18 protein-coding genes are annotated in these 16,371 nt (G+C 63.2%); 7 read left to right on the top strand and 11 right to left on the bottom strand.

Annotated features, from left to right (window positions below):
- Window positions 1-43 precede the first annotated feature (43 nt).
- The 4 genes from ACIOVF_RS20190 to dmpG are packed head-to-tail and all read left to right on the top strand — an operon-like array spanning window position 44 to window position 3,634.
- Entirely contained in the window at window positions 44-871 is an 828-nt protein-coding gene (locus ACIOVF_RS20190) for an alpha/beta fold hydrolase (protein ID WP_401291984.1), read from the top strand.
- A complete protein-coding gene (locus tag ACIOVF_RS20185) occupies window positions 868-1,659 on the top strand; it encodes a fumarylacetoacetate hydrolase family protein (RefSeq protein WP_401291981.1) in 792 nt (263 codons plus the stop codon). Before ACIOVF_RS20190 ends, ACIOVF_RS20185 begins: the two co-directional genes overlap by 4 nt.
- 18 nt (window positions 1,660-1,677) lie before the next feature.
- The gene (locus ACIOVF_RS20180; RefSeq protein WP_045201586.1) at window positions 1,678-2,586 is read left to right on the top strand and encodes an acetaldehyde dehydrogenase (acetylating); all 909 of its coding nucleotides are present in this window, start codon (window positions 1,678-1,680) and stop codon (window positions 2,584-2,586) included.
- 13 nt (window positions 2,587-2,599) lie between these two features.
- Window positions 2,600-3,634 (top strand): 4-hydroxy-2-oxovalerate aldolase, encoded by a 1,035-nt coding sequence (dmpG, locus tag ACIOVF_RS20175; protein ID WP_401291979.1) that lies wholly within the window; start codon window positions 2,600-2,602, stop codon window positions 3,632-3,634.
- Between the two features lie 95 nt (window positions 3,635-3,729).
- Here dmpG and nudE read toward each other — a convergent pair whose 3' ends face one another.
- The 3 genes from nudE to ACIOVF_RS20160 form a co-directional block, all read right to left on the bottom strand.
- Window positions 3,730-4,278, bottom strand: coding sequence for an ADP compounds hydrolase NudE (nudE, locus tag ACIOVF_RS20170; protein WP_045201583.1), 549 nt, complete (start codon window positions 4,276-4,278; stop codon window positions 3,730-3,732).
- Window positions 4,279-4,365: 87 nt separating this feature from the next.
- The gene (locus ACIOVF_RS20165; protein WP_195883632.1) at window positions 4,366-5,496 is read right to left on the bottom strand and encodes a helix-turn-helix transcriptional regulator; all 1,131 of its coding nucleotides are present in this window, start codon (window positions 5,494-5,496) and stop codon (window positions 4,366-4,368) included.
- A 131-nt stretch (window positions 5,497-5,627) separates the two neighbouring features.
- A complete protein-coding gene (locus tag ACIOVF_RS20160; protein WP_401291975.1) occupies window positions 5,628-6,671 on the bottom strand; it encodes a Rieske 2Fe-2S domain-containing protein in 1,044 nt (347 codons plus the stop codon).
- A gap of 144 nt (window positions 6,672-6,815) precedes the next feature.
- Between ACIOVF_RS20160 and ACIOVF_RS20155 the strand changes: the two genes are divergently transcribed.
- The 3 genes from ACIOVF_RS20155 (at window position 6,816) to ACIOVF_RS20145 (ending at window position 8,836) form a co-directional block, all read left to right on the top strand.
- Window positions 6,816-7,652, top strand: coding sequence for an SDR family NAD(P)-dependent oxidoreductase (locus ACIOVF_RS20155; protein ID WP_401291972.1), 837 nt, complete (start codon window positions 6,816-6,818; stop codon window positions 7,650-7,652).
- Window positions 7,639-8,565 (top strand): alpha/beta hydrolase, encoded by a 927-nt coding sequence (locus tag ACIOVF_RS20150; protein WP_258610287.1) that lies wholly within the window; start codon window positions 7,639-7,641, stop codon window positions 8,563-8,565. Before ACIOVF_RS20155 ends, ACIOVF_RS20150 begins: the two co-directional genes overlap by 14 nt.
- 97 nt (window positions 8,566-8,662) lie before the next feature.
- Window positions 8,663-8,836 carry a hypothetical protein gene (locus ACIOVF_RS20145; protein ID WP_176794279.1) on the top strand — a complete coding sequence of 58 codons (174 nt, stop codon included), beginning with the start codon at window positions 8,663-8,665 and terminating at the stop codon, window positions 8,834-8,836.
- Here ACIOVF_RS20145 and ACIOVF_RS20140 read toward each other — a convergent pair.
- The 8 genes from ACIOVF_RS20140 to ACIOVF_RS20105 all read right to left on the bottom strand — a co-directional run bounded on the left by ACIOVF_RS20140 (window position 8,833) and on the right by ACIOVF_RS20105 (window position 16,256).
- Window positions 8,833-9,162 (bottom strand): hypothetical protein, encoded by a 330-nt coding sequence (locus ACIOVF_RS20140; protein WP_093384710.1) that lies wholly within the window; start codon window positions 9,160-9,162, stop codon window positions 8,833-8,835. The two genes, ACIOVF_RS20145 and ACIOVF_RS20140, sit on opposite strands and share 4 nt — an antisense overlap.
- Before the next feature lie 80 nt (window positions 9,163-9,242).
- Window positions 9,243-9,815, bottom strand: a complete 573-nt coding sequence (locus tag ACIOVF_RS20135) for a hypothetical protein (RefSeq protein WP_052676573.1) — start codon at window positions 9,813-9,815, stop codon at window positions 9,243-9,245.
- Between the two features lie 115 nt (window positions 9,816-9,930).
- Window positions 9,931-10,770: a glutathione-dependent disulfide-bond oxidoreductase gene (gene yghU, locus ACIOVF_RS20130; RefSeq protein ID WP_045201569.1), complete on the bottom strand. Its 840-nt coding sequence runs from the start codon at window positions 10,768-10,770 to the stop codon at window positions 9,931-9,933.
- A 149-nt stretch (window positions 10,771-10,919) separates the two neighbouring features.
- Window positions 10,920-11,876: a hypothetical protein gene (locus ACIOVF_RS20125; protein WP_045201567.1), complete on the bottom strand. Its 957-nt coding sequence runs from the start codon at window positions 11,874-11,876 to the stop codon at window positions 10,920-10,922.
- A gap of 191 nt (window positions 11,877-12,067) precedes the next feature.
- Window positions 12,068-13,180, bottom strand: coding sequence for an agmatine/peptidylarginine deiminase (locus tag ACIOVF_RS20120; protein ID WP_045201565.1), 1,113 nt, complete (start codon window positions 13,178-13,180; stop codon window positions 12,068-12,070).
- 24 nt (window positions 13,181-13,204) lie between these two features.
- Window positions 13,205-14,296 (bottom strand): extracellular solute-binding protein, encoded by a 1,092-nt coding sequence (locus ACIOVF_RS20115; protein WP_045201563.1) that lies wholly within the window; start codon window positions 14,294-14,296, stop codon window positions 13,205-13,207.
- Window positions 14,293-15,198, bottom strand: a complete 906-nt coding sequence (gene aguB / locus ACIOVF_RS20110) for an N-carbamoylputrescine amidase (protein WP_213601802.1) — start codon at window positions 15,196-15,198, stop codon at window positions 14,293-14,295. The genes ACIOVF_RS20115 and aguB overlap by 4 nt, the downstream gene beginning before the upstream one ends.
- Window positions 15,195-16,256 carry an agmatine/peptidylarginine deiminase gene (locus ACIOVF_RS20105; protein ID WP_093384665.1) on the bottom strand — a complete coding sequence of 354 codons (1,062 nt, stop codon included), beginning with the start codon at window positions 16,254-16,256 and terminating at the stop codon, window positions 15,195-15,197. The genes aguB and ACIOVF_RS20105 overlap by 4 nt, the downstream gene beginning before the upstream one ends.
- Window positions 16,257-16,371 lie beyond the last annotated feature (115 nt).

Below are 16,371 nucleotides of genomic sequence, written 5' to 3'. Positions count from 1 at the left end.
CTCTGAATAATCCCGGTACAACAACAAGCCGGGAGGACACCTCATGGGCGCATCCGCGCAAGGGCACGTGGTAACGCTGGCCGATGGTCTGCAGCTGCATTACCAGGACGTTGGCACGGGCGAGGCGGTGGTGTTCATCCACGGCAGCGGCCCGGGTGCCAGCGGGCACAGCAACTTCAAACAGAACTACCCGGCATTCGCTGCGGCCGGCTACCGGGTGATCGTCCCCGACCTGCCCGGCTACGGCGCTTCGAGCAAGCCGCAAACGGTCTACAGCCTGGACTTTTTCGTCAGCGCCCTCAGCGGCCTGCTCGATGCCCTGGATATCCAGCGCTGCGTGCTGGTCGGCAATTCCCTGGGTGGCGCCATTGCCATCAAGCTGGCGCTGGACCAGCCTGGGCGGGTCAGCCGCCTGGTGCTCATGGCCCCTGGCGGGCTGATGGACAAGGAGCAGTACTACCTGCAAATGGAAGGCATCCAGAAGATGGGCGCGGCCTTTGCCAACGGCGAGCTCAACGATGCCGCCGGCATGCGCCGCCTGCTCAGCCTGCAGTTGTTCGACCCGGCGCTGATCAGCGATGAAACCGTGGTCGAACGCGTGGCGGTGGTGAGCCAGCAACCGGCCTGCGTGCTGACCAGCATGCAGGTGCCGAACCTGACCTCACGCTTGCCTGAACTGCAGTGCCCGATCCTCGGCTTTTGGGGGATCAACGACAAGTTCTGCCCGGCCTCCGGGGCGCAGACCCTGCTTGCAGCCTGCAGGCGGATCCGCTTTGTGCTGCTCAGCGAATGCGGACACTGGGTGATGGTCGAGCACCGCGAGCTGTTCAACCGTGAATGCCTGGCGTTTCTTGGGGAGGCGCGGGCATGAGCGAGCAATTGCGTCGCCAGTATGGCGAAGAGCTGTACCAGGCCCTGTGCAGCGCCAGCACCCTGGCGCCCTTGAGCGAGCGCTGGGAGACCATCAGCATCGAGGATGCCTACCATATCTCGCTCTACAGCATCGAGCGGCGGGTGGCGGCGGGTGACCGCATCGTCGGCAAGAAGATCGGCGTCACCTCGGCGGCGGTGCAGCGCATGCTTAATGTGCACCAGCCGGATTTCGGTTTTATCACCGAGCAGATGGCCTTTGCCGATGGCGCGCAGATTTCCCTCGGCGCCAACCGCCTGATCCAGCCGCGCGCCGAAGGCGAGATCGCCTTCAAGCTCAAGCATGACCTGGTCGGCCCCGGCGTCACCGAGGCCGATGTGCTGGCCGCCACCGAGTACGTGATGCCGTGTTTCGAGATTGTCGATTCGCGCATCCAGGACTGGCGCATCCGCATCCAGGACACCGTCGCCGACAACGCTTCCTGCGGGGTGTTCGTGCTCGGCGACAGCCAGGTCGATCCGCGCCGGCTCGACCTGCCGAACCTGCGCATGCAGGTGTTCAAGAACGGCGAGCTGATCAGCGAGGGCCTTGGCTCGGCGGTGCAAGGCAACCCGCTGACCGCGGTGGCCTGGCTGGCCAACACCCTGGGCGCCTTCGGCATCCCGTTCAAGGCCGGGGAAATCATCCTTTCCGGCTCGCTGGTGCCGCTGGAGCCTGCACGGGCCGGCGACCAGTTTGCCCTGACCATCGACGGCCTGGGCAGCGCCCGGGTGTCGTTCTGTGCGTGACGTGCGAGGTTCAAGCGAATGAGCAAAAAACTGAAAGCGGCGATTATCGGGCCGGGCAACATCGGCACCGACTTGCTGATGAAAATGTGCCGCTCCGAGTGGATCGAGCCGGTGTGGATGGTCGGCGTCGACCCGCAGTCCGAAGGCCTCAAGCGCGCTCGTGAGCTGGGGGTGAAGACCACCGCCGACGGCCTGGACGGATTATTGCCACATGTCCTCGACGACGATATCCGCATCGCCTTCGATGCCACCTCGGCCTATGTGCATGCGCATAACAGCCGCAAGCTCAACGAGTTGGGGGTGATCATGGTCGACCTCACGCCGGCGGCCATCGGCCCGTTCTGCGTGCCGCCGGTCAACCTCAAGCAGCACGCGGCGAGCCTGGCGATGAACGTCAACATGGTCACCTGCGGCGGCCAGGCGACCATCCCCATGGTCGCGGCGGTGTCGCGCATCCAGTCGGTGGCCTATGGCGAAATCGTCGCCACGGTGTCGTCCGGCTCGGTGGGCCCGGGCACCCGGCAGAACATCGACGAGTTCACCCGCACTACTGCCGGTGCCGTCGAGCAGATCGGCGGTGCCCGGCGCGGCAAGGCGATCATCGTCATCAACCCTGCCGAACCGCCGCTGATGATGCGCGACACCATCCACTGCCTGACCGACGAAGAGCCCGACCGCGAGGCCATTCGCGCCTCGGTGTTGAGCATGGTCAAGGAGGTGCAGCGCTACGTGCCCGGCTACACCCTGATCAACGGGCCGATTTTCGATGGCCGCAAGGTGTCGATCTTCATCGAGGTCGAAGGCCTCGGCGACTTCCTGCCCAAGTCTGCCGGCAACCTCGACATCATGACCGCTGCCGGTTTGCGCACCGCCGAGATGTTTGCCGAAGAAGCCCACAAGGGCACCCTGCAACTGCCCGTCCGTTGAGTGGAGAACTGCCATGAATCTGCAAGGTAAAAGCGTCCGTCTGCACGACATGAGCCTGCGCGACGGGATGCACGCCAAGCGTCACCAGATCAGCCTGGAACAGATGATCGCAGTGGCCAGCGGCCTGGATGCCGCCGGCGTGCCGCTGATTGAAATCACCCATGGCGATGGCCTGGGTGGCGCTTCGCTGAACTACGGCTTTGCCGCCCACAGCGATGAGGAATACTTCGCCGCGGTAATTCCCACCCTCAAGCAGGCCAAGGTATCGGCCTTGCTGCTGCCGGGGATCGGCACCCTCGATCACCTGAAAATGGCCCATGAGCATGGCGTCTCGACCATCCGCGTGGCGACCCACTGCACCGAGGCGGATGTTTCCGGCCAGCACATCGGCATGGCGGCGAAGATGGGCCTGGATACCGTCGGCTTTCTGATGATGGCGCACAGGGTCAGCGCGCAAAAGCTGCTGGAACAGGCGCGGCTGATGGAAAGCTACGGCGCCAATTGCATCTACTGCACCGATTCGGCGGGCTACATGCTGCCGACTGAAGTCAGCGAGAAGATTGGCGTATTGCGGGCAGGTTTAAGCGCCGGCACCGAAGTCGGTTTTCATGGCCATCACAACCTGGGCATGGCGATTGCCAACTCGCTGGCGGCCATCGAGGCTGGCGCCGTGCGCATCGATGGCTCGGTGGCCGGGTTGGGGGCGGGGGCGGGCAACACGCCGCTGGAAGTGTTCGTCGCCGTGCTGGAGCGCATGGGCGTGAGCAGCGGCGTTGACCTGTACCGGATCATGGACGTCGCCGAGGACCTGGTGGTGCCGATGATGGACCAACCGATCCGCCTTGACCGCGATGCCCTGACCCTGGGCTATGCCGGGGTGTACAGCTCGTTCTTGCTGTTTGCCAAGCGTGCCGAGCTCAAGTACGGCATTGCTGCCCGCGACCTGCTGGTGGAGCTGGGGCGGCGCGGCACGGTGGGCGGTCAGGAAGACATGATCGAAGACCTGGCCCTGACAATGTCGCGGGCGCGAGGGGTGATGCCGACCTGAGGTGCGCGCTGGCTTCATCGCGGGTCAAGCCCGCTCCCACAGGTCCCGCACAATTCTGTGGGAGCGGGCTTGACCCGCGATCGAGTGCAGCGGCCTCATCGCAGTTGAGCCAGCGCTCCCATGGCCATGAACAACGCGGCAATGGCCCGGGCCTCATGCAACTCGCCACTGGCCACCCGTGCCGGGATCTGCGCCAGCGGCACCTTGATGCATTCCAGCGGCTCCGGCTCGTCACCTTGCAGAGCACAGGGGCTCAGGTCCTGGGCCAGCACCACCCGATAACGATGACACAAATGCCCGGGCGCCAAGGTCAGTTCGCCCAGCTCGGTCAGCCGCGCCGCCCTCAGGCCGACTTCTTCGCACAGCTCGCGCTGGGCCGCCTGCAGGTAGCTTTCATGCGCCTCGGCACCGCCCTTGGGCAGGCCGAGGATGGTGCCCTCTACGCCCACCGCGTACTCGCGCACCAGCAGCACGTGCTCGGGGTCGGGCATCGCCACCAGCATCACCGAGCGGTAGCCGGTGCCGCGCAAGCGTTCGTAGATGCGCCGCTGGCCGTTGCTGAACTGCAGGTGCAGGGCTTCGATCTGGAAATGACTGCTTTGGGCCAGCAGTTCGGTCTTGAGGATGGTCGGACAGTTGCGCATGTGCAGGCCCCTGGCGGCGGGTGGATACCTGCACTGTGCGCTGTGCCCGGCAACCCGCCATCGTCCAAGCGGACGAGGGCGGGTGCTTCAGCCGAGGGTCGCCACGCTGCGCAAGATCAAGCGCACGAGCATGGTCTGGCGGGTCACGCCGGTCTTGGAAAAGGTCGAACGCAGGTGCGCCCGCGAAGTGTTGCGGCTGATGCCCAGTTCCTCCGAGGCTTCGTCCAGGGTCAGGCCGTTGGCCAGCAGCATCGCCAGCTGGGTTTCGGCCGGGGTGAAATCGAACAGCGCCCGGACGATCTCCTGCGGCGCCGAGGATTGCTGCTCGGGGTCGCTGATGAAGATCACCACGGTCGGGCATTGCTTGCCTTCGCTCCAGGTCGACAGCGGCACCGAGCGCACGATGATGCCAAGGTCGGCGCGCCCGGACGGGCGTTGTACGCGCATGGCCTCGACCACCGAGGGGTTGCTGCTTTTTTGCGACAGCAGTGATTGCTTGACCAGCCGGCGGAACTCCTGGGTGTCGCGCGCGGTGCCAACCTGCAAGCCGTCATTGACCAGCTTGATGCCGTCCTTTTCCTGGATCAGCCGCTCGGCAACCTGGTTGGTCTGCAGCACCTTGCCGGTTTCGTCGAGGATGATGGTGCCCACCGCCAGCTGGTCGACGGCGCCGGCGTAGAGGTTGCGTTCGGTCTCGATGCGGTTGAGCTGCATGTGCAGTTTGATCGAGCGCTCCAGGTGCGGGATGAAGCGCGCCAGCAGGGTTTTTTCCTGGTCGCCGAAGGCCTGCTCATCGCGCCCGCGGCTGATGCGGATGCGGCATTGGGCGCCGTCGCCGGTATTGATGTCGGCCCCGAGGATATGGAACACGTCCACGGGTTCAAGGAAGTTCTTGTAGAACTCCGATTGCAACAGCTCGTCGTTGGAGACGTAGCTGGCGAGGGTCACCACTTCGCGGTTGGGCAGGTCGACGAACGGGTCGAGGGCGAAGAAGTGCTTGTTGTACGAGGCGGTGGTTTCGCTCGAACTGCCGGTGGTGTTGACCATCAGGCCGTCAACGTGGGCGCTGGGCGGGCGCAGAATGAACGTGACGTATTTGCTCTGTAGCTGCAGGTTGAGCTGGTTGAGGAAGGTGACCCAGGGAATGTTCTCCATCGGCCCTTGATAGAGGTGACCGAGCAAGTCGCTGAATGACTCGAGGGTGAGGCACGGCTGCATAGGGAACTACCATTTTTTATTATTAGCGTTGGCGATGGCAGAGAATAGTCGGCGTTAACGCGTGCACGCAACGCTCCGTACACGCATCCGGACAGGCGTAGCGCACGCCTGTCCAAAGCGCTCGGCAAGGCTCAGGCGCGCTCGCCGTCAAGCACCACGAAACGCTTGCTGTCGGCGGTTTCGGCAGGCAGCAGGTCGACGTCGGTATAGAACTGCTCATACCAGCGCCGCAGCTGGTACACCGGGCCGTCGCCGTCGCACAGCAGCGGATTGTCGACCCGGGTCTTGCTGTGCCAGATCGCCACGTCTTCGTAGAAAGCCGCCTGGGCCTGCTGCACGTAGGCCTTGGCCATGGCCTGGTTCTGCTCCTCGCTCAGGCCGGGGATCTTTTTCACCAGCACGCCGTAGCGCAGGGTGAAGCTGTTGAGGTCGATCGGCACATGGCAGTTGAGCAGGATCGAATGGATCGGCTGGCCGTTCATCGCCCCGGTCATTTCGGTGATCTGGTAGGCCGGGCCGAAGTAGGTGGCCTCCGTGCTCAGCTCGCTGTCGCCAGACAGCCGCTCGCTGCGCGCACGCATGACCTGGGTGGCCAGGTGGCCTGCGAAGACGTTGCTGAACTCGGCCACCGGCGCGCCATGCACGGTGCCGAAGTGGGCCATGTCGGCGACGTTGTCGATCAGCTCGCGGCAGTTGGTGTCGATCTGCAGTTCGGCCACTTCCCAGGCGGCCCACTGGTCACTGAAGCAGGCGTCGATGCGCGGGATCGTCTGCTCGGCAATCGGCGGGTTGCCTTGCGGGTCGTTCCAGACGAACAGCAGCTGGTTTTCTTCCATGATCGGCCAGCGCTTGACCTTGGCCCGCGGTGGAATGCGCTTGGCGTAGGGAATGTCGTCGCACACGCCATCGGCGCCCCAGCGCCAGCTGTGGAACGGGCAGCGAATCGAGTTGCCTTCGATGCAGCCGGTGCTCAGGTCGGCGCCCATGTGCGGGCAAAAGCCGTCGAGAATGTTCAGCTGGCCGTCTTCACCCTGGAACGCCACCAGGCGGGTGCCAAACACGTCCAGGCGGTGGGCCTTGCCGTCGCGGTAGTGCGCGGCCAGGCCCAGGCAGTGCCAACCACGGGCGTAACGGTCTTCCAGCAGCTTGGCTTCAATGCGGTGCAGGGTGCTCATCTTATTGTTCTCCGGGGTATCACGGGGTGTGCTGTGCGAGTGATTCTGCCGCCCCTGTACCAGCAGGCATCGTCTGAACGGACGATGGCCGGCCGTGGGCTGACGGCTCTACTGGCGCAATCAAGCCAGCAGCAGGAGAACGCAATGAGCAACGAGCAGGGGCGGGTGGCGGTGATTACCGGCGCCGCCAGCGGGATCGGCCGGGGCCTGGCCGAGCATGCGGCAGGGCTGGGCATGCAGCTGGTACTGGCCGATGTCGATGGCCCGGGTTTGCAGGCGCTGAGCGCGCAACTGCAAGGCCAGGGCGTGCAGGCCATTGCCCAGCTGACCGACGTCAGCGATGTGGCCCAGGTCGAGCGCCTGCGCGATGTCGCCCTGGCGCATTTTCAGCGGGTCGACCTGCTGTTCAACAATGCCGGGGTGATGCAGACCGGCTACAGCTGGCAGATCAGCCACGAGCAGTGGCAGCGCATGCTCGCCATCAACCTGCAAGGGGTGATCAATGGCATCCGCAGCTTTGTGCCGATGATGCTCGAGCAGGGCCACCCGGCCCAGGTGATCAACACCGCGTCGCTCGCCGGCTTGCTCAGCAGTCCGTTGATGGCGCCCTACAACGTCACCAAGCAGGCGGTGGTGGCGTTATCCGAAACCCTCAAGTACGAGCTGGACATGCTCGGCGCGCAGGTCTCGGTGTCGGTGCTCTGCCCGGGGCCGGTGGCCAGTGACATCATGGCCTCCAACCAGGCCCGCGAGCAGGCCGACGCCACTTTCAGCGCCGTGCTCGACGAGCACATTCGCCAGGGCATGACGCCCCGCGAGCTGGCCGCCCAGGTATTCGCCGCGCTGGCCGAGCGGCGTTTCTGGATCTTCCCGCACAAAGACTTCAAGCCCGCCCTGGAGCTGCGCCTGCGCAGCATCCTTGAAGAAACCAACCCGCAGTTCCAGATGATCGCCGAAGGAGACGCCCATGCCGCTCGATAAACAGATCGCCGCCGTGCTCGAACAGTTCAGCGCCCAGGGGGAGCCCGACTACCACCGGCTCGATGCCGTGCAGTATCGGCAATATGCCGACCACCTGTTGCCGCCGATCCCTGGCGCGCAAATGGCCGAAGTGCGCGACCTGCGCGTGGCGGGCGCCGCTGGCGAGCTGGATGCCCGCCTGTACCGGCCGCTGGCGCAAGACAACCTGGCGCTGCTGGTGTTCTTCCACGGCGGCGGCTTTGTCATCGGCACCCTCGATACCCATGACCATCTGTGCCGGGCACTGGCCAGCGCCACTGGCGCGGTGGTGGTGTCGGTCGCCTACCGGCTGGCACCGGAAGCGCGCTTTCCGGCGGCGCCGCTCGATTGCTATGCCGCCACCTGCTGGCTGGTCGAACATGCCGCCAGCCTGGGCGTCGACGGCAGCCGCCTGGCCGTGGCCGGCGACAGCGCCGGGGCCAACCTGGCGATCGCCGTCAGCCGCCTGGCCGCAGAGCGCCAGGGCCCGCAGATTCGCTACCAGTGCCTGTTCTACCCGGTCACCGATGGCCGCTGCGACACCCCGTCGTACCAGGTGTATGGCGAAGGGTATCTGTTGTCGCGGGCGATGATGGCCTGGTTCTGGCGCAGCTACCTGCAACAGCCCGAGCAGGTCGAGGAGCCACTGGCCTCGCCGCTGCTCGCCGAGTCACTGGAGGGTTTACCCGCCACCACCCTGATCACCGCCGAGTACGACCCATTGCGCGACGAAGGCGAAGCCTTTGCCCAACGTTTGCAACAAGCAGGTGTGGCCACCCGCCTGGAGCGTTGCCAGGGCATGGTGCATGGCTTTATCAGCATGAGCGCGTTTGTCGAGGGCGCTGCCTTGGCCCTGGCCGGGGCCGCGGCCGACCTGCGCCGGGCGCTGGGCTGAATGGCGGCGGCCTAGTCCGTTTGGACGAAGCAGGTTGTCGCAGCAGTTTCTAGTCTTGAGCGCACAACGTCTTTTCCTCACCTGTGGTGGAATGGCCATGAAAACAACAAGAACAATTTGCCTTGCCTTGACCGTCTGCGCCTTTGGCGCTGTCTATAGCGCCTTGCTGACCCGCCCGCTGCCGGCGCCGGTGACCATGGCCTATTACTGCCAGCCCAGCTTCCAGCCGTGTTACATCCCGGTGCCGAGCGTCGCCAGGCTGATGCCCTAGGCCTTGTTGCCCAGGGCCAGCAGCGCCCGCTCGCGGCTCAGTGGCTGGAGGACCCCGGGCGAGCCGCTGATGTGCACGTACAGGTAGTGCTGGCCTTGGTCATCGCGCAGTATCCGGTGCACCTGGGTCGTCTCCGGGTGATACTGGCGCTGGGTGCGGTCGAGCAGCACTTCGTGGTGGTCGATGTGCAGGCGGCGCAGCGCCGCTTCGAACTCGCTATCGACGGCCTCGCGCAGCTTGCGCATGCGGCGTATCGACAGATAGCCAAGGCCGAAGGTCAGCGCAAAGAAGAACAGCGCCTGTAACAGTGATTTGTAGTGCTCCATCCTGGATTTGATTAGCCCTTGATTCTTGTAGTGGACGGCGCTTGTTTGAGGTCTGAGCGCCGCCTGTGGGCGTTAAAGGCTCATGTCGAAGGCATGGATTCGGTAGGGCAGCTCCATGTCCGGGTATCGCCGTCTTCCTCACCCAGTGCCATGATTTCCAGGCAGCCCGGGTAAGCTGGTTGCTTATCGGCAGGCCCTTCAATGTAGGTGATGGCCTTGGGTGGGTTTTGCAGTTGCTGCTGGCATTGCTGGACCTCGCTGGCAAAGCTTTCAAGGGCAGCGGAAGGGGGCTGAGTCGTGATCATGCCTGCTACGGTTTGCCAGTATTCCGAGGCTGCGTAGCCGCTTGCTCGGCAGTGAGAAAGCGGAGAAACAATTGAGCCAACTCCGTCGCCTTCGACTTTAAGTGCTTGCATCTTCTGGTGTTGCGCAGGCAGGGCAGGGCCAACCGGAAGCGCTTCCATGGCCTTGATCTCAGCGACATAAGCCTGAACTTTGGTCAGGTAAGCGGCGGCGCTTTCGCGCTGCTGGTTGTACTGGCTTATTTCGTTGGCGTTGGTGCCGGTGACCTTGTACTCAGGTTCGTTGTTGCAGCCCGCCAGGAGAGCAGAGGCGCCAAGGGTGATGATTGCGGTGCGTGTGGTGAACTTCATGTTCTTCAGTTATCTCGCTTCAGGGTCGTTTGCTTGACCTGACAGTGGAGCACAATGGCTATCCCTGCCAGTGTTTGTCGCACAGTACTCGCGTTTGATGTCGAATACTGTTGCCTCAGTCCAGGTCCTGCGCCGAATGCCGCTCGGGCACCTGGCTGGCTTCATCGCCCCAGGTGCGGTTGACCCGCAGGCCGCGGACGACCGCCGGGCGCTCGGCAATGGCTTGCGCCCAGCGTTGCACGTGGGTGTAGTCCTGCACGCTGAGGAACTCGCCCGCCGAATACAGCCTGCCCAGCGCCAGTTGGCCGTACCAGGACCAGACGGCGATATCGGCGATGGTGTAGCTGTCGCCGGCCAGGTACGCGCTTTGCGCCAGGCGCTGGTCGAGCACATCCAGTTGGCGCTTGGTTTCCATGCTGAAGCGGTTGATCGGGTATTCGAATTTTTCTGGCGCGTAGGCATAGAAGTGGCCGAAGCCGCCGCCCAGGTAGGGCGCTGCGCCCATCTGCCAGAACAGCCAGTTGAGGGTTTCGGTTCGACCCGCTGGGTCGCGGGGCAGGAACTCGGCGAATTTTTCTGCAAGGTAGAGCAGGATCGAACCCGACTCGAACACCCGCACCGGCGGTTGCACGCTGCGGTCGAGCAGGGCGGGGATCTTCGAGTTGGGGTTGATCTCGACGAAACCGCTGGAGAACTGCTCACCCTCGCTGATGCGAATCAGCCAGGCGTCGTACTCGGCGCCGGCATGCCCGAGGGCCAGCAGCTCTTCGAGGAGGATGGTGACCTTGACGCCATTGGGCGTGGCCAGGGAGTACAGTTGCAGCGGCTGCTTGCCCAGCGGCAGGGCCTTGTCGTGGGTCGGGCCGGCCACCGGGCGGTTGATGTTGGCGAACTCGCCGCCCGACGGCGCGTCGTGCTGCCAGACCCGAGGCGGGACGTAGGGTGCCTTGCTCATGCGATGAACCTCCTGGTGTGCTCGAGGGGCTCATGTTCGGGCCTGGTATGAGAGGTTGTCAAACAGGCCTGCAAGCAACTGCCCGATCATGGTATCGGGCACCGCTTTGCCCTGCCGGCATTGCGCCGGCAGGGCAAATACTGCGTGGATTAACGTTTGCCTAGTGCAACTTTCGAATCACCGGAGAATTTATCCACCTGCCCTTGAATATGTGTCGAAACCTTGCTGTCAAAGCCAAACTCGACCTTGCAACCTTGAAGGAATGCCAGTTGTTTTTGGTACAGCGTGGAAATACCGGCAAGGTCACCATCTTTACGTTTTAATGCTTCGATCTTGGCAACGACTTGCACGGTTTTTTCTTCAATGTAGTCGGCGGTCTCCATGTATTGGCGAATATCGATCTGTTTTGAAACGAAGTTGTCATAGTTGAGTTTTGCCGCGGTGTTCAGTGCGTTGAGGGTCAACTCGTACTGTGCAACCAATGTTCTTTCGGCTTGCTCGGAGAACTCGTCGAGTGAATAGTTGACGTTGTAGCAATAGCGGTAGCAGCTCATGATTTTGTTATTGAAGAAACTTCGCTCCTGAGACACATTGCAGGCAACCGATGCAAAAATTCTCAAGCCTTGGCCGAGCGGTACGCTACTTTTTGCAGTGCTCACCTGAATCTTGCTTGAGTGGCCGAACGAGTTGATCAGGCCCGACAGCAGGTTAAGGCAGTTGGCGGCGATCATTAGCCGAGTGTCTTCGGTCAAACCACCGCTGGCGTTGGTTTTGGTTGCATCAGGCGAGGCCGTGGTACCTTCCGGCAGACCGGTGATGGTACCGGTGACCGTGCCGACGACTGCATTGGTGATCTGATCGATTATTTTCTTCAGATTCTCAAGGCTCCAGGTGTCTGAAAGCTGGAAATCTGAATTCGCCCCGGTGACGTAGGAAGAATACTTCCAGGTGCGTTGGCTGTTTGTATAAAATTGAATCTGGTCTGCCTGTAATTCGGATTCAGCATTTTTCTGTTGGGTGATCAAGTCCCTGGAGATCTGCTCAAGCCGTTCACGGTTCTTTTTCTCTTCTTCCAACAGTTTGTTGACACTATTGCTTCTGCCCATTTTCGCTCATCCTTGTCGTGGGGTTTAATGCCAAGGCTCAATGACATCAAATTGCCAGTCCCTGGCGAAGAGAACAATAGCGCTTTTTATTGGTTTGTAAAGGTCAGGTCTGATGATAATTAATCAGATTGGAACTTGGCGTTTATAACGGTGTTTCTTATCGCCGATTAAGCTAAGTCGTTTGCTCGGGGCTAATCAGTCGCCGGCCTGTTCTTGCTGACGCAATGAATTCCGCCGCCGCCCGCAGCAATCGGGTCGATATCGACCTGCTCGATGGTCCGCCCCGGGTACAACTTGGCCAGCAACTGCTTGCAGTACTGGTCAGCTTTCGGGTCGCCAAACTGCGGGGCAATCACCGCGCCATTGATCGGCAGGTAGTTGATGTAACCGGCGGCAAACTCCGGGTTGTCGCGGGTAAAGCGGTTGCTGCGCAATTTGCCCGGTGGCGGCAGCAGGTGCACGGTCAAGCGGCGGCCGTCGGCGTCGGTGGCCTGCTTGAGGATTTCCAGGTGCTTGCGGGTGACCCGGTAATCGTAGGAGTCCGGGTCGTTGTCGAGGTTGGCGATCACCACCCCCGGCTCGACGAAGCGCGCGTAGAAGTCGACGTGGGCATCGGTAATGTCCTGACCCTTGATGCCCGGCAGCCAGATGATCTTGCGCAGGCCAAGGTTGGCTTTAAGCTCGGCCTCGACATCGCTGCGGCTCCAGTCGGGGTTGCGGTTGGCATTGACCCAGCAGCTTTCGGTGATGATCGCCGTGCCGTGGCCGTCCACTTCGATGCCGCCGCCTTCGCCGGTCAGCTCGCTTTGCAGGTAGGGCACGTTCAGGGTTTCGCTCAGCGTTGCCGCCACGCGGCTGTCGTTGCGGTGGCGTTGCTTGTTGCCCCAGCCGTTGAAGTTGAAGTCCATCAGCGCGCTGTTGCCGTCGTCGTCGATGACGAAGCAGCCGCCGTAATCGCGGATCCAGATGTCGTCCAGCGCCATGGGCAGGAACTCGATGTTGTCGCTGCCACATTGCTCGCGTGCATCGGCCAGGTCTTCGGGGCGGCAGAGTACGCTGACCGGCTGGTAGCGGGCGATGGTCCGGGCCAGTTGTGCGATGCAGCTGTTGACCGCGTCCGCCTGGTCTTCCCAGACATTTTCGGCGGCGGCAAACGCCAGGAAGATCCGCCGCTGGGCCTGGTCTTCTTCGGGCATGAACCAGCGCTGGTCAGCGGCCATGGCCAGGCGCAACGGGCCCAGGCCCAGGCCGGCAATGCCGGCGGCGACTGACAGATGCTTGAGAAAGGTACGACGGGGTGTCATCGGTGTGGCTCTCGTAGTGACGGCTCAATGGGCCGAGGAAGTCTTGAGGGTGGTCCAGGTACGCATGCGCGCGCGCATGTCTTTCTGGGTAATGTCCTTGCCCGGGATCAGCCGCGCGTAGGTATCGTCGCTGACGTAAATGTCCGGGTTGTCACGCATCTGCGGCTCGACCAGCGGCCGTGCCTTGGCGCTGGAGGTGGGGTAGCCGGTGAACGAACTGATGGCGGCCATCTGCTGCGGCTGCATGACGAAGTTGATAAAAGCGTAGGCGTATTCCGGGTGGGCGGCATCGGCGGGAATGGCCATGCTGTCCATCCAGATGGTCGTGCCTTCCACCGGGATGTGGTAGCGGAACTCGACCTTTTTACCGGCAGCATCGGCGGTGCGCTGGGCCTGGATCATGTCGCCGCTGTAACCGAGGGAAATGCAGGTGTCGCCATTGACCAGCTGGGTCACCGGCTGCGACTGGAACTTGCGGATGTACGGTTTGATTGCCCCGAGCATCTGCCGGGCGGCGAGCAAATCATCGGCCTTGCCGCTGCGCGGGTCCTTGCCCAGGTAGTGCAGCACCACCGCCAGCACTTCGTCGGGCGAGTCGATCATCGAGATGCCGCAGTCGGCCAGCAACGCGGCGTTTTCTGGCTTGAACAGCAGGTCGAGGCTGTTGACCGGGGCATTGGCGATGCGCTGCTCGATGGCCGCGCGGTTGTAGGTCAGGCCGATGCTGCCCCAGGTGTAGGGCACGGTGCTCTCGCGCGAGTTGGGGTAGCGCTGGTGCAGGCGCTGCAGGCCGGGCTCGATGTCTGCCAGGTGTTCGAGTTTGGCCGGGTCGAGCTTTTGCAGGGCGCCGGCGCGGGCCAGGCGTTCGGCCACGGTGTCGCCGGGGAAAATCAGGTCGTAGCCGCTGTTGCCCGAGAGCAGCTTGGCCTCGAGGGTTTCGCTGCTGTCCATGACGTCATAAATGACCTTGATGCCGGTCTGGGCGGTGAAATCCTTGAGGGTGTCTTCGGCAAAGTAATCGGCCCAGTTGTACAGGCGCAGCACTTTGTCTTCGGCGTTGGCCAGGCTGCAGCCCAGGGCCAGGGAAAGGGCGAGCAGGGTTTTCAGGCTGTTCATGCGCCATGCCTCCAGGTGCTGTGTGGGTGACGGCCGTCCAGGCTCAACAGGGTGGCGTACATTTCCGGGCGGCGGTCGCGGTAGATGCCCCAGGTCAGGCGCTCTTCGCGCATGTGCGCCAGGTCCAGCTCGGCCAGCAGCATGCAAGGGCTGTCGCGATCGGCTTCGGCCAGCAGGCGGCCCTTGTGGTCGGTGATGAACGACGATCCATAAAAACGCATGTGCAGCTCGGCATCGCTGCGCGCCACTTCAACGCCGGTGCGGTTGGCGGTGATCACCGGGAGGATGTTGGCGGCGGCGTGGCCGCGCTGGGTCAGTTGCCAATGGTCGCGCGAATCCAGCGCCGCAGCGCCGGGCTCGGAGCCGATGGCGGTGGGGAACAAAAGGATTTCTGCACCTTGCAAGGCCAGGCAGCGGGCGGTCTCGGGGAACCACTGGTCCCAGCAGATGCCCACGCCCAGGCGCCCGACGGCGGTGTCCCAGACCTTGAAACCGGTATCGCCGGGGCTGAAGTATTCCTTTTCCTGGTAGCCGATGGCGTTGGGGATGTGGGTCTTGCGGTAGACGCCGAGCAAGCGCCCGTCGGCATCGGCGACGGTCAGCGAATTGAAGTAGGCATTGCCGGCCTGCTCGAACCAGCTCAGCGGCAATACCACGTTCAGTTCCGCCGCCAGGGCGGCAAAGCGCTGCAACAGCGGGCTGTTTTCATAGGGTTGCGCCAGGGCCAGGTGCTCGTGGCATTGCTCGATGCAGAAGTACGGCGTGGCGAACAGCTCGGGCAGCAGGATCAGCCTGGCCCCGGCCGCCGCCGCCTCGCGCACCAGCCGCTCGGCGTTATCGAGGTTGTCTTCAAGGTTCCAGCTGCAGGCCAGCTGCAGGCTGGCGACGCTCAGCGCGCTCATGGCTTGGCTCCTTTCAGGGGCCAGGCCGGTTGCTGCTGGGTGATGCAATGCACGCCGCCACCGCCATGGGCCAGCTGGTTGATTTGCACCGGTACCACGCTGCGGCCGGGGAAGGCCTGCTGCAGGGTGGCGGCGGCCTGCTGGTCGGCGTCGATGCCGTAGGCGGGCATGATCACCGCGTCGTTGCACAGGTAGAAGTTGGTGTAGGAGGCGCAGAACACTTCGGCATCGGTGTCGACCGCAGCGGAGGCTTCGTACAGGTCGATCAGCTCGAAACTGCGGCCACGGGCGTCGGTCGCCAGTTCCAGGGCGCGGCGGTTCTCCTTCGCCACCTGGGCGTAGACCGAGGTTTGATCTTCGGTGGCATCGACCAGCAGCACGCCCGGCCGGGCGAACGCGCAGACGCCGTCGACGTGGCCATCGGTCATGTCGCCAGTGACGTAGTCCGGGTCGCCCGGCAGCCAGATGACCTTGTTCACCCCCAGCAGGCGGACGAAGATTTCTTCCATGTCCTGCTTGCCCAGGCCCGGGTTGCGGTTGGGGTTGAGCAGGACCGATTCGGTGGTGATCAGCGTGCCGTCGCCATCGACATGAATCGCGCCGCCTTCGTTGGCCAGAAAACTGCCGAAGCACGGCAGGCCCAGGCCATTGAGCACGCGCCGGGCCAGGCCTTCATCGAGGTCGTGGGCCGACTTGCCGCCCCAGGCGTTGAAGCGCCAGCTGACCCCGGCCAGGCCCTGTTGCGGGTGGCAGATGAAGCTTGGGCCGGAGTCGCGGCACCAGCTGTCGTTGACGGCGATTTCGATCAGCTCGATGTTGGCCCCGCACAGCGCCCGGGCCTGGCTGACGGCGCTGGGGTCGACGACCATTTTCACCGGCTCGAAGCGGGCGATGGCGTTGGCGACCCGGGCGAAATCCACCTGCACAGCGGCCAGGGTGACGCCCCAGGTCGACTCCCACAGGGCCTGGTTGTGCGGCCAGACCATCCAGGTGGCAGCGTGGCGAGCCCATTCGGCGGGCATGAACCAGCCGTTGTTGTTGGCGCTGTCGTTGTGCATTGCAATACCCTTCAGTTAAGTAATTGTTTTCAGCAAGGTTGCCGGGGTGTCCATGCTATAACTGGGGTCTGCACCTGAACAAACGATGGATTTTGCCGATATATGATTAGCTGGG

The sequence above is a fragment of the Pseudomonas sp. NPDC087612 genome (assembly GCF_044743505.1).
Lineage (GTDB): Bacteria > Pseudomonadota > Gammaproteobacteria > Pseudomonadales > Pseudomonadaceae > Aquipseudomonas.
Note: the sequence above shows the minus strand (reverse complement) of the source record. Positions and strands in the feature narration are given on the sequence as shown.

What these genes read in the sequence shown, in the direction of transcription:
- ACIOVF_RS20190 (WP_401291984.1), top strand. Translation starts at nt 44, where the DNA reads ATGGGCGCATCCGCGCAAGGGCACGTGGTAACGCTGGCCGATGGTCTG.
- ACIOVF_RS20185 (WP_401291981.1), top strand. Translation starts at nt 868, where the DNA reads ATGAGCGAGCAATTGCGTCGCCAGTATGGCGAAGAGCTGTACCAGGCC.
- ACIOVF_RS20180 (WP_045201586.1), top strand. Translation starts at nt 1,678, where the DNA reads ATGAGCAAAAAACTGAAAGCGGCGATTATCGGGCCGGGCAACATCGGC.
- dmpG (WP_401291979.1), top strand. Translation starts at nt 2,600, where the DNA reads ATGAATCTGCAAGGTAAAAGCGTCCGTCTGCACGACATGAGCCTGCGC.
- nudE (WP_045201583.1), bottom strand. Translation starts at nt 4,278, where the DNA reads ATGCGCAACTGTCCGACCATCCTCAAGACCGAACTGCTGGCCCAAAGC.
- ACIOVF_RS20165 (WP_195883632.1), bottom strand. Translation starts at nt 5,496, where the DNA reads ATGCAGCCGTGCCTCACCCTCGAGTCATTCAGCGACTTGCTCGGTCAC.
- ACIOVF_RS20160 (WP_401291975.1), bottom strand. Translation starts at nt 6,671, where the DNA reads ATGAGCACCCTGCACCGCATTGAAGCCAAGCTGCTGGAAGACCGTTAC.
- ACIOVF_RS20155 (WP_401291972.1), top strand. Translation starts at nt 6,816, where the DNA reads ATGAGCAACGAGCAGGGGCGGGTGGCGGTGATTACCGGCGCCGCCAGC.
- ACIOVF_RS20150 (WP_258610287.1), top strand. Translation starts at nt 7,639, where the DNA reads ATGCCGCTCGATAAACAGATCGCCGCCGTGCTCGAACAGTTCAGCGCC.
- ACIOVF_RS20145 (WP_176794279.1), top strand. Translation starts at nt 8,663, where the DNA reads ATGAAAACAACAAGAACAATTTGCCTTGCCTTGACCGTCTGCGCCTTT.
- ACIOVF_RS20140 (WP_093384710.1), bottom strand. Translation starts at nt 9,162, where the DNA reads ATGGAGCACTACAAATCACTGTTACAGGCGCTGTTCTTCTTTGCGCTG.
- ACIOVF_RS20135 (WP_052676573.1), bottom strand. Translation starts at nt 9,815, where the DNA reads ATGAAGTTCACCACACGCACCGCAATCATCACCCTTGGCGCCTCTGCT.
- yghU (WP_045201569.1), bottom strand. Translation starts at nt 10,770, where the DNA reads ATGAGCAAGGCACCCTACGTCCCGCCTCGGGTCTGGCAGCACGACGCG.
- ACIOVF_RS20125 (WP_045201567.1), bottom strand. Translation starts at nt 11,876, where the DNA reads ATGGGCAGAAGCAATAGTGTCAACAAACTGTTGGAAGAAGAGAAAAAG.
- ACIOVF_RS20120 (WP_045201565.1), bottom strand. Translation starts at nt 13,180, where the DNA reads ATGACACCCCGTCGTACCTTTCTCAAGCATCTGTCAGTCGCCGCCGGC.
- ACIOVF_RS20115 (WP_045201563.1), bottom strand. Translation starts at nt 14,296, where the DNA reads ATGAACAGCCTGAAAACCCTGCTCGCCCTTTCCCTGGCCCTGGGCTGC.
- aguB (WP_213601802.1), bottom strand. Translation starts at nt 15,198, where the DNA reads ATGAGCGCGCTGAGCGTCGCCAGCCTGCAGCTGGCCTGCAGCTGGAAC.
- ACIOVF_RS20105 (WP_093384665.1), bottom strand. Translation starts at nt 16,256, where the DNA reads ATGCACAACGACAGCGCCAACAACAACGGCTGGTTCATGCCCGCCGAA.